Annotated in this window: 14 protein-coding genes; 9 read left to right on the forward strand and 5 right to left on the reverse strand. The window is 59.5% G+C overall.

Annotation, left to right across the window (positions count from 1 at the left end):
- The first annotated feature begins 146 nt into the window (after positions 1-146).
- The 7 genes from LVY75_25430 (at position 147) to LVY75_25460 (ending at position 6,719) form a co-directional block, all read left to right on the forward strand.
- Positions 147-1,019, forward strand: coding sequence for a MurR/RpiR family transcriptional regulator (locus tag LVY75_25430; protein ID XAZ22138.1), 873 nt, complete (start codon positions 147-149; stop codon positions 1,017-1,019).
- A gap of 189 nt (positions 1,020-1,208) precedes the next feature.
- The gene (locus tag LVY75_25435; GenBank protein XAZ22139.1) at positions 1,209-2,312 is read left to right on the forward strand and encodes an ABC transporter substrate-binding protein; all 1,104 of its coding nucleotides are present in this window, start codon (positions 1,209-1,211) and stop codon (positions 2,310-2,312) included.
- A 70-nt stretch (positions 2,313-2,382) separates the two neighbouring features.
- A complete protein-coding gene (locus LVY75_25440; protein ID XAZ22140.1) occupies positions 2,383-3,276 on the forward strand; it encodes an ABC transporter permease subunit in 894 nt (297 codons plus the stop codon).
- Complete coding sequence (locus LVY75_25445) at positions 3,273-4,061, forward strand: ABC transporter permease (GenBank protein XAZ22141.1); 789 nt, start codon at positions 3,273-3,275, stop codon at positions 4,059-4,061. Before LVY75_25440 ends, LVY75_25445 begins: the two co-directional genes overlap by 4 nt.
- A gap of 12 nt (positions 4,062-4,073) precedes the next feature.
- A complete protein-coding gene (locus tag LVY75_25450) occupies positions 4,074-5,135 on the forward strand; it encodes an ABC transporter ATP-binding protein (protein ID XAZ22142.1) in 1,062 nt (353 codons plus the stop codon).
- A gap of 216 nt (positions 5,136-5,351) precedes the next feature.
- The gene (locus LVY75_25455; GenBank protein XAZ22143.1) at positions 5,352-5,657 is read left to right on the forward strand and encodes an NIPSNAP family protein; all 306 of its coding nucleotides are present in this window, start codon (positions 5,352-5,354) and stop codon (positions 5,655-5,657) included.
- Between the two features lie 183 nt (positions 5,658-5,840).
- Positions 5,841-6,719: a DMT family transporter gene (locus LVY75_25460; GenBank protein XAZ22144.1), complete on the forward strand. Its 879-nt coding sequence runs from the start codon at positions 5,841-5,843 to the stop codon at positions 6,717-6,719.
- A gap of 69 nt (positions 6,720-6,788) precedes the next feature.
- Here the strand turns inward: LVY75_25460 and LVY75_25465 are convergent, their stop codons facing one another.
- The 5 genes from LVY75_25465 to LVY75_25485 all read right to left on the reverse strand — a co-directional run bounded on the left by LVY75_25465 (position 6,789) and on the right by LVY75_25485 (position 12,143).
- Complete coding sequence (locus tag LVY75_25465) at positions 6,789-7,790, reverse strand: ABC transporter ATP-binding protein (protein ID XAZ22145.1); 1,002 nt, start codon at positions 7,788-7,790, stop codon at positions 6,789-6,791.
- Positions 7,791-7,800: 10 nt separating this feature from the next.
- Positions 7,801-8,817, reverse strand: coding sequence for a Gfo/Idh/MocA family oxidoreductase (locus LVY75_25470; GenBank protein ID XAZ25826.1), 1,017 nt, complete (start codon positions 8,815-8,817; stop codon positions 7,801-7,803).
- 47 nt (positions 8,818-8,864) lie between these two features.
- On the reverse strand, positions 8,865-9,707 hold the full coding sequence (locus tag LVY75_25475) for a carbohydrate ABC transporter permease (protein XAZ22146.1): 843 nt from the start codon (positions 9,705-9,707) through the stop codon (positions 8,865-8,867).
- Positions 9,708-9,720: 13 nt separating this feature from the next.
- Entirely contained in the window at positions 9,721-10,668 is a 948-nt protein-coding gene (locus LVY75_25480; protein XAZ22147.1) for a sugar ABC transporter permease, read from the reverse strand.
- 215 nt (positions 10,669-10,883) lie between these two features.
- A complete protein-coding gene (locus LVY75_25485; GenBank protein XAZ22148.1) occupies positions 10,884-12,143 on the reverse strand; it encodes an ABC transporter substrate-binding protein in 1,260 nt (419 codons plus the stop codon).
- 529 nt (positions 12,144-12,672) lie between these two features.
- Here LVY75_25485 and LVY75_25490 point away from each other — a divergent pair.
- Both LVY75_25490 and LVY75_25495 read left to right on the forward strand, forming a co-directional pair.
- Positions 12,673-13,557, forward strand: a complete 885-nt coding sequence (locus LVY75_25490) for an N-acetylglucosamine kinase (protein ID XAZ22149.1) — start codon at positions 12,673-12,675, stop codon at positions 13,555-13,557.
- Positions 13,554-14,318 (forward strand): GntR family transcriptional regulator, encoded by a 765-nt coding sequence (locus LVY75_25495; GenBank protein XAZ22150.1) that lies wholly within the window; start codon positions 13,554-13,556, stop codon positions 14,316-14,318. Before LVY75_25490 ends, LVY75_25495 begins: the two co-directional genes overlap by 4 nt.
- The last annotated feature ends 71 nt before the right edge of the window (positions 14,319-14,389 follow it).

The following is a 14,389-nucleotide window of genomic DNA, read 5'->3' on the forward strand; positions in this document are numbered from 1 at the left end:
TACAAGAAAAGAATTCTTCAGCTTCACCGCAGTGTCAAGCGCACTCTGAAAATTTCTTTTCATGACAGTTATTGACATGGATTGTGACAGCGTTGTTAACTTTCAGTGGGAAAGTGGCACTAGACCATCCCGGGGAGCAAAATCACGTGAGTGTCGCGGCAAAGACCGTTTCGGACGTCATTCATTCGCATTTCGGCGTGCTCACGCGCGCCGAGAAGCAATTGGCTGAAAGCCTTCTCGACAACTATCCCGTCTCAGGTCTCGGCAGCATCACCACCATCGCTGAAAATGCCGGCGTTTCCACGCCGACAGTCGTGCGCATGGTCCAGAAGCTCGGCTACAAGGGCTATCCGGATTTCCAGCAGCATCTGCATCAGGAAGTCGAGGCGACGATCTCCAACCCCATCGCCAAGCACGACCGCTGGGCCCAGAACGCGCCGGGCACCCATATATTGAACCGCTTCGCCGATGCCATCATGGGCAATCTGCGGCAGACGCTCTCCGATCTCGATACAGCGACCTTCGACAATGTCGCCACCCTGCTCTCGGATCGCAAGCGCACGCTCTATTTCGTCGGCGGACGCATCACCGGCGCGCTGGCCGAATACTTCTTTACCCATATGCAGGTCATTCGCCCGAACACGGCGCTGCTGTCGTCCAATTCGTCGAGCTGGCCCCAATACGTCCTCAACATGAACCCCGGCGATCTGCTCATCATCTTCGATATCCGCCGCTACGAGCAGGAGATGGTGAGCCTGGCCACCGCCGCCCGCAAGCGCGGCGCCGAAATCATAGTTTTCACCGACCAATGGGCCTCACCCGCCGCCAAGCTCGCACGGCACGTCTTCCGCGTGCAGATCGAGGCGCCGTCGGCCTGGGATTCCTCCGTCGTGACACTCTTCATTGTCGAGGCGCTCATCGAAGCGGTGCAGAACTCGACCTGGGACGAAACGAAGGAACGCATGAAAACGCTGGAAGGCCTGTTCGAACAAACCCGGCTTTTCCGCAAACCCGGTTAGGAGGGACAGCTAAAAAAAGGGCAAAAACAATGGCGGCTTTCGCGGAAACAGGACAGCCTGTCGCAAATGAAACATTTGCCGCAAGCGACTGCTATTCATAGAAAAATTAACGTCATGCAACTGTCACACAAGCTTCATCTAACGACAGTAACAGCACATCGGACACTGAAAACCTGAAGGAGAACAACAGTGATCTCTAACATTTCTCGACTGCTTTCGCTTTCTACTGCGATGATCGTAGCTTCGACTGCGATCGCAGCCGCTGAACCGAGCGCCGATCTTATCGCTGCCGCCAAGAAGGAAGGCACGCTGACGACGATCGCTCTCCCGCATGACTGGTGCGGCTACGGCGATGTTATCGCAGGCTTCAAGGCGAAGTACGGTATCGAAGTCAACGAACTGAACCCGGACGCCGGTTCGGGCGACGAAATCGAAGCCATCAAGGCCAACAAGGGCAACACCGGCCCGCAGGCTCCTGACGTGATCGACGTTGGCCTCTCCTTCGGCCCGTCTGCAAAGGCTGAAGGCCTGATCCAGCCCTACAAGGTTTCCACCTGGGACTCTATCCCGGACACCGCCAAGGACGCCGACGGCTTCTGGTATGGCGATTATTACGGCGTTCTCTCCTTCCTCATCAACAAGGATCTCGTCAAGGAATCCCCGGCTGATTGGGCTGACCTTCTGAAGAGCGATTACGCAAACTCGGTTGCCCTCGCCGGCGACCCGCGCACCGCCAACCAGGCAGTTCAGGGCGTTTATGCGGCCGGTCTGTCGCGCAGCAATGGCGATGCGGCAAAGGCTGGCGACGAAGGTCTCAAGTTCTTCGCCGAACTGAACAAGGCCGGCAACTTCGTACCGGTTACGGGTAAAGCCGCACCGTTTGCACAGGGCTCGACGCCGATCATCATCTCTTGGGACTACAATGCTCTGTCCTGGGGTGAGAGCCTGAAGGGCAACCCTCCGTTTGAAGTCGTCGTTCCGAAGACGGGCGTTGTCGCAGGCGTGTACGTTCAGGCGATCTCCGCCTTCGCACCGCATCCGAACGCTGCCAAGCTCTGGATGGAATATCTTTACTCGGACGAAGGTCAGATCGGCTGGCTGAAGGGCTATTGCCACCCGATCCGCTTCAACGATCTTGCCAAGAACAACAAGATCCCGAAGGAACTCCTCGACAAGCTGCCGCCGGCAGCGGCCTATGAAAAGGCTGTTTTCCCGACTCTTGAGGAACAGGCTGCCGGCAAGGAAGCCATCAGCAAGAACTGGGATTCTGTCGTCGGCGCCATCGTCAAGTAACACCTGATCCTGCCTCCTCGCCTCAGGGCGGGGAGGTTTTCTCACTCCGACGCCCCAGGATGAGCTTTCCATGAGTACCGTTTCAACACCTATGGTAAGCAGCGCCCCCTTGATCAACAAAGACCGCGTGATCGACTGGCTGGGCATTGCACCCTTCATTATTTTTTCACTACTGTTCCTGATTATCCCCACGCTTTATCTCGTGGCGGGCGCGTTCTTGACGCCCGAGGGCGAACTCACGCTGAAGAATATCGGCGATCTCTTTACGCCATCCATTTTGAGCGCTTACTGGATCAGTATCCGCGTCTCGGTGGCGTCCGCCCTTGGCGGCGCCCTGATCGGTTTTTTCCTCGCCTGGGCCGTCGTGCTCGGCGGCCTGCCGAACTCGGTGCGCTCGACGCTTCTGACATTCTCCGGCGTAGCCTCGAATTTCGCCGGGGTACCGCTCGCCTTCGCCTTTCTCGCAACGCTCGGCCGCACCGGCCTTGTGACCCTCTTCCTGCGCGACTGGTTTGGCTTCAACCTTTACGGCACCGGCTTCAACCTCCTCTCGTTCTTCGGCCTCACCATCACCTACATGTATTTCCAGATCCCGCTGATGGTGCTGATCCTGACGCCGGCGTTGGACGGTATGAAGAAGGAATGGCGCGAAGCCTCTGAAATTCTCGGCGCTACCAACCGTCAATATTGGACGATGGTTGCCCTGCCGATCCTCTGGCCGAGCCTGCTCGGTACCACGCTGCTGCTCTTTGCCAACGCTTTCGGCGCCATCGCCACCGCCTTCGCGCTGACCGGCAGTTCACTGAACATCGTGCCGATCCTGCTCTATGCGCAGATCCGCGGCGACGTTCTGCACAATGCCAACCTCGGTTACGCGATCGCGCTCGGCATGATCGTCATAACTGGCGTATCCAATGTCCTTTATCTCATGCTGCGCATGCGCGCCGAACGGTGGCAGAAATGAAAGCTCAACGTCTCGGAGCCTGGATCGCCATCATTCTCGGCGCGTCCTATTTCATCATCCCGCTGATCGGCACGATCGAATTCTCGCTGCGCATGCGCCGCGGCACCTATAGCTTCGATGCCTATCAGTCAGTCTTCTCGGACGCTCAGTTCCGCGAGACCTTCGGCTACTCCATGGGAATGGCGTTTCTGACCATCATCTTCGGCATGCTGCTCGTCGTGCCGACAGCCTACTGGGTGCGACTGCGCCTACCGCAGATGCGTCCGGTCGTCGAATTCATCACGCTGCTACCGCTCGTCATTCCGGCGATTGTCATCGTTTTCGGCTACCTCAGGATGTACAATTCGTCGTCCTATCTGCCGCTGACGAATTCGTCGATGGGCACCAACGTCCTGCTGGTTTTCTCTTACATCACCTTGTCGCTGCCCTACATGTACCGCGCGGTCGATACAGCCATGCGCGCCATCGACGTCCGCACGCTGACGGAGGCGGCTGAAAGCCTCGGCGCTCGCTGGACCACCATCATGTTCAAGTGCATTTTCCCGAATGTCATGAGCGGCGTGCTCTCGGGCGCTTTCATCACGCTCGCGATCGTCATGGGCGAATTCACCTTCGCCGCGCTCCTCAACCGTCCGGCCTTTGGCCCCTACCTGCAGCTCGTCGGCGCCAACAAGGCTTATGAGCCTTCTGCGCTCGCCGTTATCGCATTTTCGATCACCTGGCTCAGCATGGGCCTGCTCAATCTCGTTTCGCGCTTTGGCAAAGCCCGCCCGGCTAAAGCATAAGGTATTTGGCTCATGTCCTTTCTTACGCTGACCAACATTCAGAAATCCTTCGGCCAGACCCAGGTCGTCAAGAACTTCAACATGAACATCGAGAAAGGGGAATTCGTTTCCTTCCTCGGCCCGTCGGGCTGCGGCAAGACGACCGTGCTGCGCATGATCGCCGGTTTCGAGACGCCGACCGGCGGCACGCTGACGATCAACGGCAAGGACCAGCGCGCCCTGAAGCCGAACCAGCGCAACATCGGCATGGTCTTCCAGGCCTACGCCCTTTTTCCGAACATGACGGTGCATGACAACGTCGCTTTCGGCATGAAGGTCGCGGGCGCTGCGAAGCCGGAGATTGACAAGCGCGTCAAGGAAATGCTCGGCCTGATCAAGCTCGATCACCTGGCGGACCGCTTCCCCTACCAGATGTCGGGCGGCCAGCAGCAGCGCGTCGCACTTGCCCGCGCCCTTGCGGTCAAGCCGCAGGTTCTGCTGCTCGACGAACCGCTCTCGGCGCTCGATGCCAAGATCCGCGTGTCGCTGCGCGAGGAAATCCGCCAGATCCAGCAGTCGCTTGGCATCACCACGGTTTTCGTCACGCACGACCAGGAAGAAGCGCTCTCGATCTCCGACCGCATCGTCGTCATGAACGGCGGCAAGGCCGACCAGATCGGCACGCCCTTCGAAATCTACAACACGCCGGCAACGCGCTTCGTCGCCTCCTTCGTCGGCACGCTGAACCTCATCGAAGCCAAGGTCGTCGATCCCGACAGCAACCGCATCCAGATCGGCGATCAGGGCATCACGCTGAAACAGTCGGTCCAGACCTACAAGGCTGGCGACACCGTTCAGCTTGCGCTCCGTCCGGAAGCCGGTTCGCTCGCCGAAGGCGCCCAGAGCGACACCGCCCTGACCGGCGAGGTCGTATCTGCCCACTTCCTGGGTTCGGTCATCCGCACCCGCATGAATGTCGGCGGCAACGTGATCTCCTTCGACATGTTCAACAGCCCCGGCGTCAGGCCGCCGGCCGCTGGCGAGACCGTGACGCTCCGCTTCATGGCCGCCGACCTGCTCGTCATCCGCGACTGATCGAGACGGACTGAAACAAACGAAGGCGCCGCAACGCGGCGCCTTTTGCATGCCTGCTACCTATTTTTCATGAGCCCTGCCCCTCCGAATATCCAGATCGGGGAGATAGCATCGAAACGGAAGGCAGCGTAAAGACCAAACGGCTTGCCTCGAATCCGGGCAAGCAATACAGACCGGACGGACATCCGCTCGGTCGTTCCACAACGGGGTCTTTCAATGATCACCTGCCATCTGCGATACGTCATCGACCCCTACAAGCTTGCAGAATTCGAACAATACGCCCGGCTCTGGATCCCCATCGTCAACAGGATGGGAGGCGCCCATCACGGCTACTTCCTGCCATCGGAAGGCGCCAACAACATTGCTATTGCGCTGTTTTCCTTCCCTAGCCTTGCCGCTTACGAGGACTACCGCACCCGAATGGCAAGCGACCCGGAATGTCAAGCCGCCTTCGAGCTCGACAGGCGCAACCGCAGCATCATCAGCTATGAGCGCAGTTTCATGCGCCCGGTTCTCGGCTGAGAGCCCCGGAATTTAGTCCAGGCATATCAATCCCGCCGATCGGGTTAGGACAGCACCAGATTCCATAGAATTCGGATATCGGGATCGTTCCGTCGCTGTTGCCCGCCCGCACGGGAGATAGACTGCAGGGCCTGTCTCCATTCATTGGATGAGGCTTTGCGCACCGAAGCGATGACACAGTCAATGTCAGCGAAGGATTGGGGCCAACTAACGCTCCTGGGCGCACTTTGGGGCGGGTCCTTCTTCCTCGCCCGCGTCGCGGTGTCTGAGATTCCGCCGTTGGCCCTCGTGCTTTATCGCGTGGCGATCGCCGCGCTGGTCCTGCATCTCTGGTTAAGGCTGCGCGGCATTTCCTTCGCACCCGTTCTCGCCCGGCCCGGCTCTTTCCTGTGTCTCGCTCTTCTCAACAACGTCATTCCGTTCTCGCTGATCTTCACCGGCCAAACGGAGATCGGCGCCGGCCTCGCCTCGGTCTTCTATGCAACGACACCTCTTTGGACGATCCTCGTAGCAAACGCGCTGACGCCGGATGAAAAGATCTCAACCGCGAAGATCGCAGGCGTCGTCATCGGCATCGCGGGCGCCGCCGTCATGATCGGCCCGGGACTTCTGTCCAATCTCGGCGGCCCCACCTGGGCAAAGCTCGCAGTCATCGGAGCCGCCGTCTCCTACGCTTTCGCCGTCGTCTACGCCAAACGCTTCAAAGGCATAAGCCCGACAGTCGTTGCCACCGGCCAGCTGACAGGTGCTGCCATCCTCATGCTGCCGATCGTCTTCATTTTCTACAGCCCGGCCGACATCGTCACATCGTCTGCTGCGATATGGATGGCCGTGCTTTTTCTCGCGATCCTGACGACCGCCTTCGCCTTCATTCTGTATTTCAATCTCATCGCCTCGGCCGGGGCGACCAATGCATCGCTGGTGACGCTGCTGGTGCCCGTCAGCGCGATCCTGCTCGGCACGGTCTTTCTCGGCGAAAGACTGGAGGCGTTCGAGCTTGGCGGGATGAGCCTGATCATGACCAGCCTGATCATCATCGATGGACGGCTTTTCCGGCGCTGACTTGCCTTCAATACCGCCTTAAACAAAAAAGCCCCGCTCCATGGCGGGGCCTTTTCATTCCGGTTGCAATCAGCGGATTGCCCTGTCGTTCCCATCGAAGCGGTGGATATGGCTTCCATCCGGGGTCGCATAGACGATCTCATCCGGCTCGTATTTGTGTTCGCCGAAGAGACGTGCAGTCAAGAGACCGCACTGATCCGATTCCAGATAGACGATCGTATCGGCGCCGAGATGCTCGACATGCACGGTCTTGGCCTTCCAGCTGCCGCTGTCGCGCGAGAGCGTCAGATGCTCCGGACGAATGCCGACCGTCTTGGCCTGCGCATCGCCGACCTTGTCGGCGGGGATGAAGTTCATTTGCGGCGAGCCGATGAAACCCGCGACGAACGTGTTGGCCGGGCGATTATACAATTCCATCGGCGAGCCGATCTGCTCGATCGCGCCGGCATTTAGCACCACGATCTTGTCGGCAAGCGTCATGGCTTCCACTTGATCGTGGGTGACATAGATCATCGTCGCCTTCAGGCTGCGGTGCAGGCGTGCGATTTCGAGGCGCGTCTGCACGCGCAGAGCCGCATCGAGGTTGGAAAGAGGCTCATCGAAGAGGAAGAGTTCCGGCTCGCGCACGATCGCCCGGCCGATCGCCACACGCTGGCGCTGGCCACCCGAAAGCTCGGCCGGGCGGCGCGCCAGATATTGCTCGAGCGACAGCATGGACGAGGCTTTCGTCACGCGCGTCTCGATTTCATCCTTCGCCGCCCCCGCCTGTTTCAGACCGAGGCCCATATTGTCCTTGACCGTCAGGTGCGGATAAAGCGCATAGGACTGGAACACCATGGCGATGCCACGCTTGGCCGGCGGCGTCAGCGTCTCGTCGCGACCATTGATGATGACGGCGCCCGAAGTGACGTCTTCCAGGCCGGCAATGCTGCGCAGCAGGGTCGATTTCCCGCAGCCTGACGGACCGACGAAGATGACGAATTCGCCGTCCTTGACCTCAAGGTCGATGCCCTTCAGCACTTCGTGCTTGCCATAGGCCTTGCGGATGGATTTGAGTTGAAGCGATCCCACTAGTCTTTCCTTATAGTCTAACCGGTCGGCCGGTGCGCACGCTTTCGTCAGCGGCAAGGCAGATGCGCAGCGAGGCCACCGCATCATCCATATGGCGGTTGAGGTCCAGATCCTCGTTGATGGCGCGCAGCACGAAGGCCTGCTCCAGGTCGCAAAGCGCCTGATGGCCGGGCTCGCCTTCCATCGTCATGTCCTGATCGGGACGAATGAACTTGCCGTCGGGCCCGGTCTCTGCCGTATGGAGGCGGATGACGGAGGTTTTTGTATGCGTGTCGATATCGTCGGACTTCGCGTTCGGATCCATGACGATCGAGACGGCGCCGTTCGGCGACATCACATCCTTCACGAAGAAGGCCGTCTCGGAAATCATCGGCCCCCAGCCGGCCTCGTACCAGCCGACGGAACCGTCCTCGTAGAGCACCTGCAGATGGCCGTAATTATACATGTCCGGCGCGATCTCGTTCGACAGGCGCAGGCCCATGCCGCGCACTTCGACCGCCCTTGCATCGGTGATCTGGCACATGACATCGACATAGTGGACGCCGCAATCGACGATCGGCGAGGTCGTCTGCATCAGCGACTTGTGCGTCGCCCAGGTCGGCCCGCTGGACTGCTGATTGAGGTTCATGCGGAAGACATAGGGACCACCGAGCTTCCGCGCCTCCTCGATCAGCTTCTTCCAGGACGGGTGATGACGCAGGATATAGCCGATGACCAGCTTCTTGCCCGCCTTCTTTGCCGCGGCCACGACGCGCTCCGCATCGGCAACGGTCGTTGCCAGTGGCTTTTCGACGAAGACGTCGCAGCCGGCCTCGAAGGCGGCGACGGCATAATCGGCATGGCTGTCGGAATAAGTATTGATCGAGCAGAGATCCGGCTTCAGCTCGGCAAGCGCCGTCATGAAGTCGGGATGGATCGTGTACTGCTCCAGCTCCGGCGCAAGCTGGCTCGGCTTGGAGCGGTTGACGAGGCCAACGATCTCGTAGCCCGGATTGTTGTGATAGGCGAGCGCATGGCTTCGGCCCATATTGCCGAGGCCGGCGACGAGGACGCGGATCGGCTTGTCGGATTGGCTCACTTGACGGCTCCCGAAGTAATGCCGCGGATCAGCTGCCGCGAGAAGATGACATAGAGAACGAGGATCGGCAGGATCGCGAGCGAAAGCGCCGCCAGAACCGCGTTCCAGTTGGTGACGAACTGGCCGATGAAGATCTGCGAGCCGAGCGTCACAGTCTTTGTGGCTTCGGATGGCGCCAGGATCAGCGGGAACCACAGGTCGTTCCAGATCGGGATCATCGTGAAGACGGCGACCGTCGCCATGGCCGGCCGCACCAGCGGCAGCACGAGGCGGAAGAAGATCGCATATTCCGAAAGCCCGTCGATACGCCCGGCATTCTTCAGGTCGTCGGACACGGTGCGCATGAATTCCGAGAGAATGAAGATCGCGAGCGGAATGCCCTGCGCCGTATAGACGAGGATCAGTGCCGTCAGCGTGTTGACGAGACCGGTCGCGACCATGCCCTGCAGGATGGCGACCGTGCCAAGGCGGATCGGGATCATGATCCCGATCGCCATATAGAGGCCAACAAGGGTATTGCCCTTGAAACGGTATTCGGACAGCGCAAAGGCGGCCATCGCTCCGAACAGCAGCACAAGGAAGATCGCAACGATCGTCACGATGAAGCTGTTCTGGAAATAGGTGGCGAAGTCCCCCTGCCCCAGCACCGTCTGGTAACCGACGAGGCTGAAGGTCGAGGGGGTCGGCACCTGCAGCGGCGACCGGAAGATCGAGTTGCGGTCCTTGAACGAATTCACGATCGTCAGGAACACCGGGAAGATCGCAATCAGCGTGTAGCCGATCAGCGCCAGATGCACGAGGCCGGCACGGATGGGGGATGTGCGCGCTCTGTTCGACATGGGCTCACACTCCTCAGAACTGATAGCGGCGCATGCGCCGCTGGATGGCGAAAAGATAGAAGGAGACGCCGGCGAGGATGATCAGGAACATGACCGTCGCAATCGTCGCGCCCATGGAGCGGTCGCCAAGCTGCAGCTGGAAACCGAAGAAGGTGCGATAGAGCAGCGTACCCAGAATATCGGTCGACATGTCAGGGCCTGCAAGCGCACCCTGCACCGTATAAATCAAGTCGAACGCGTTGAAATTGCCGACGAAAGTCAGGATCGAGATGATGCCGATCGCCGGCAGGATCAGCGGCAGCTTGATCTTCCAGAACTGCGCCCAGCCGGTAATGCCGTCGCATTCGGCAGCCTCGATCACTTCCTCGGGAATGCTCAGAAGTGCCGCATAGATCAGCATCATCGGGATACCGATATATTGCCAGTTCGAGATCAGCGACACCGCGATCAGCGCCGGGCCGGACTGGCCGAGCCAGGGCGCAAAAGCCCACTTGAGGCCGACGAGGCTCATCAGCCACGGTGCGACACCCCAGATCGGCGAAAGGATCAGCTTCCAGATGAAGCCGACGATGACGAAGGAGAGCAGCGTCGGCAGGAAGATAGCCGTGCGATAGAAGGCGACGAAGCGAAGCCGGGGCGTCGACAGAAGTGCGGCAAGCGCAATCCCGATCGGGTTCTGCACGCACATATGGATGATGAAGAAGATGACGTTGTTGCGCAGCGCATTCCAGAAGTCATGCACCCAGCGGGCATCGCCGAAGAGAACCTTGTAATTGGCAAAGCCAACGAAGGCCGGTGCGCCATCGACCGTATTGTAGAAGGAAAGCCGGAGCGTTTCGATCAGCGGCAGGATCATTATCGCCGTATAGACGATGAAGGCCGGAAGAAGGAAGATTCCGATATGCCAGCGAATGGGACGCTTGATCGGGATCACGTCGACTGCGGTGTCGGCTTCGCTCATGGCTTTTGCCTGTTTTTATTGGCTGGACCATCAGGCGCAGCGCAGGTGGAAATCTTGCCCCTCATTCCCCTCTCCTTATTCGGAGAGTCGGACCATGCCCATACCTGAAAACCACGGGCCAGGAGGCGGCTGCGAGTCTCTTGCCCCTCGCGGGACAAGATGGCCGGCAGGCCGATAAGGGGCGGTCCAACAGGCCGCCCCTCACCTTCAAAACCTTACTTGCCCGGCTTGTACCAGCTGTCGAGGCCCTTCTGGAGCTTTTCGGCAGCGACGGCCGGAGTGTCCGTGCCGTTGATGACGTTGGCCGATTCAACCCAGGTCTCGTTTTCGAGGTTCGGCGTACCGCGCGACAGGATCTGATAGGTCGAGCGGACGGTCGACTTGTACGGGCCGCGCCAGGAAACGAATTCCTGAGCGAGCGGATCGCTCATCTTGACCGGGTTGGAGTTCAGGCTGAAGAAACCCGGCAGGGAGTTTGCGTAGATGTCAGCAAACTCAGGCGAAGCAACCCAGGTGAGGAACTTCTTGGCTTCTTCCTGGTGCGTGCTCTTGGCATTCAGGGCAACGCCGATATCCGGATGGTCGGAGATGTAGCCCTGGTCGCCGGACTTCGGAACCGGCGGCGGGAAGGCGCCCATCTTGAACTGAGCCTGCGTGTTGAACAGCGCGATTTCCCACGAACCGGCCGGGTAGATGGCGGCGCGGCCGAGCGTGAAGAGGTTCTGGCTGTCCGAGTAGGTCTGGGCTTCGAAACCGTCGCCGAGATAGGGCTTCCACTTGGCAAGCTCTTCATAGGGCTTGACCCAGTCGGCGTCGGTGAGCTTCTGCTTGCCAGAGATCAGGGCTTCGCGGCCCTCTTCACCCTTCCAGTAGTTCGGGCCGATGTTCTGGTAGCCCATGGTTGCGGCTTCCCAGAGATCCTTCGTGCCCATGGCGAGCGGGATGTAGGTGCCGTCAGCCTTGATCTTGTCGAGGGCTGCGAAGAACTCGTCTTCCGTCTTCGGAATAGCGATGCCGAGCTTGTCGAAGGCATCCTTGTTGTAGATGAAGCCATGGATGACCGAAGCCATCGGCACGCAGAAGGTCGACTTGCCGTCGTCCGTAGACCATGCAGCCTTGGCGACCGGCGAGAAGTTTTCCATGCCGGAAAGGCTGGTGAGATCGACGAGCTGCTTCTTGTTGAAGAGTTCGAGCGAAGCGTCGAACGGACGGCAGGTGATGATGTCGCCTGCGGAACCGGCATCGAGCTTGGCATTCAGCGAAGCGTTGTATTCAGTCGGAGCGGTCGGCGAGAAGACGATCTTGATGCCCGGGTTCTTGGCTTCGAAAGCCGGGATGATCTTTTCCTGCCAGATCTGCAGGTCGTCGTTACGCCAGCTTTCGACGGTGAGCGTCACGTCGGCGGCATGAACGAGGCCGGCTGACGACAGCAGGCTGGAGGCAAGCAGCAAACTTTTCAGAGCAGTGTTTTTCATTTCCCTCTCCTGTTTTACGCGCCGCTAGGCGCTGTTTTCGGTCTGAAACAAGCGGTTGGCGTGCCTGAGGAAACACCCAACGCCCCTTTTAGAGCCGCCAAAACTGGCGGCCCTGAAGCTCTGCCGACACGAAGGACGCTAGCCTCCGGCCGAACGGTGCGCCCTCCCGATACGCTGAACCGGGCGCTTGAAATAAGGGAAAACTTGGAAAGATGCCGCACGCCTCCGCGAGCCATTCCGGCTCCTGCGATCACCGTCTGCACCTTTCTCGAAACCTGGCCGGCGCTGTTTTCTTTGCCGGTTTTCACATGCCTCGATACGCTGTTCCCTTTTCCGGAATTAAGGCCAAAAAAATACCAATTGTCCAGCCAAAATTAACTTCTGGACCCGAGAAAATTCATTAAAAATTTTTATCTTTTAAAATCAATAAGATAAAAACGGAAGAATTCGCGGTCATTTCCGCTTGGTAAATGGTATTTTTTTGGTATTGTATAAGAAAACATAAGGGAACGGCTTAACCGGAGGTCCGATGACGGAACTTGCAATCGGCATAGATGGTGGCGGAACAAGCTGCCGGGCAGCAGTTGCGGACAGAATGGGCAATGTCATAGGCCTCGGCAAGGCTGGCCCTGCCAACATCCTTTCCGATCTGGAAAACTCTCTCGTCAATATCGTCGAATCCGCGCGCCAGGCCCTGCGTGACGCCGGATTTGGGGTTGAAACCGCTTCCACAATCTCCGCGGTCGTAGGTGTTGCCGGCGCCAATGTCGGCGATTACGGCAAGCGCATCGAAAAGGCCTTGCCCTTTGATGACGGCCGGGTTGTCACCGATGCGCTGATATCGTTGCAAGGGGCACTCGGCGATGCCGACGGCATAGTCGGCGCCGTCGGAACCGGCTCCGTCTACAATGCGCGCCGAGAGGGCAAGCTGCACGGCATCGGCGGCTGGGGTTCGATAGTTGGCGATCAGGCAAGCGGCGCACGCCTTGGCCGCGACCTCCTGGAAAGGGCCCTGCTTGCCTATGACAAGGTTCGCCCCACGTCACCGCTGACGGAAAAGATCATGGCCGAATATGGCAATGATCCCGAGCGGATCGTCGAATTCGCCCATACCGCCCGCCCCCGGGATTTCGCACGATATGCACCGACAGTATTCGAGGCCGTAGAGGCCGGTGATGCGACCGCAATCGAGATCGTCAGGGACGCGGCTGATGCGATCGATGCCAGCCTCGACGCGCTCTCATGGCCCGAATGCCCGACGATCTGCCTGCTCGGCGGCCTTGCCAGAGCCTACCATCCCTGGCTTGCGGATCGGCACAAGACGTTGCTGGCAGAGCCGAAAGCCGATGCGCTGCAGGGTGCGGTCGATCTCGCCGTCAAACTGATGAACGACCGGCAGGGAGGTGTGGCATGACTGATGATCTCGCCTCCATTCTGTCTCCCGAGCGCCTGCAGGCCGGCGGCACTGGCCCCCTCTATGTAAAGCTCCGCCGTACTCTGGAAGAGGCCGTCCGCACCGGCACGCTCGCCCATGGCGATGCCCTGCCCCCGGAACGCGACATTGCCGAATTTGCGGCCGTCAGCCGCGTGACCGTGCGCAAGGCGATCGACGAACTGGTAGCCGACGGCCTGCTCGTGCGCCGTCACGGCTCCGGCACCTTCGTCGCCAAGCCGGTGTCCAGGGTCGAACAGCGCCTGTCCCAGCTCACCTCCTTTACGGAAGACATGGCCCGGCGCGGCATGACCGCCCGCTCCGAATGGCTGCACAAGGGCGTGCACACACCCTCGCCCGACGAGATGATGATCCTCGGCCTAGGCACGGACATCAAGGTTTCACGCCTGTCACGCCTGCGCATCGCCGACGACCAGCCTCTGGCGATCGAACATGCAAGCGTATCGGGCGAATTCCTGCCCGATCCCTCTGCTGTCACCAATTCGCTCTATGCCGAGCTGGAACGGCTCGGCGTGCGCCCCGTCCGCGCCGTGCAGCGCATATCTGCGACCAACATGAAGGAAGCCGACGCCCATCTTCTTGGCGTGCCCGTCGGCCAGGCCGGACTTTCCATCGAGCGTATTTCCTATCTCGGCTCTGGCCGCGCGGTGGAATTCACTCGCTCGCTCTATCGGGGCGACGCCTATGACTTCGTCGCCGAGCTGACGATAGGCGCGACCTGATTTTTCTTCGAATTCAAAAAGATAAAGCCGGGAAGTGAATCACTTCCCGGCTTTATCGCTCATTGAATCAA

The sequence above is a fragment of the Sinorhizobium sp. B11 genome (assembly GCA_039725955.1).
Classification (GTDB): Bacteria; Pseudomonadota; Alphaproteobacteria; order Rhizobiales; family Rhizobiaceae; genus Rhizobium.

What these genes read in the sequence shown, in the direction of transcription:
- LVY75_25440 (XAZ22140.1), top strand. Translation starts at nt 2,383, where the DNA reads ATGAGTACCGTTTCAACACCTATGGTAAGCAGCGCCCCCTTGATCAAC.
- LVY75_25445 (XAZ22141.1), top strand. Translation starts at nt 3,273, where the DNA reads ATGAAAGCTCAACGTCTCGGAGCCTGGATCGCCATCATTCTCGGCGCG.
- LVY75_25450 (XAZ22142.1), top strand. Translation starts at nt 4,074, where the DNA reads ATGTCCTTTCTTACGCTGACCAACATTCAGAAATCCTTCGGCCAGACC.
- LVY75_25455 (XAZ22143.1), top strand. Translation starts at nt 5,352, where the DNA reads ATGATCACCTGCCATCTGCGATACGTCATCGACCCCTACAAGCTTGCA.
- LVY75_25460 (XAZ22144.1), top strand. Translation starts at nt 5,841, where the DNA reads ATGTCAGCGAAGGATTGGGGCCAACTAACGCTCCTGGGCGCACTTTGG.
- LVY75_25470 (XAZ25826.1), bottom strand. Translation starts at nt 8,817, where the DNA reads ATGGGCCGAAGCCATGCGCTCGCCTATCACAACAATCCGGGCTACGAG.
- LVY75_25475 (XAZ22146.1), bottom strand. Translation starts at nt 9,707, where the DNA reads ATGTCGAACAGAGCGCGCACATCCCCCATCCGTGCCGGCCTCGTGCAT.
- LVY75_25480 (XAZ22147.1), bottom strand. Translation starts at nt 10,668, where the DNA reads ATGAGCGAAGCCGACACCGCAGTCGACGTGATCCCGATCAAGCGTCCC.
- LVY75_25485 (XAZ22148.1), bottom strand. Translation starts at nt 12,143, where the DNA reads ATGAAAAACACTGCTCTGAAAAGTTTGCTGCTTGCCTCCAGCCTGCTG.
- LVY75_25490 (XAZ22149.1), top strand. Translation starts at nt 12,673, where the DNA reads ATGACGGAACTTGCAATCGGCATAGATGGTGGCGGAACAAGCTGCCGG.
- LVY75_25495 (XAZ22150.1), top strand. Translation starts at nt 13,554, where the DNA reads ATGACTGATGATCTCGCCTCCATTCTGTCTCCCGAGCGCCTGCAGGCC.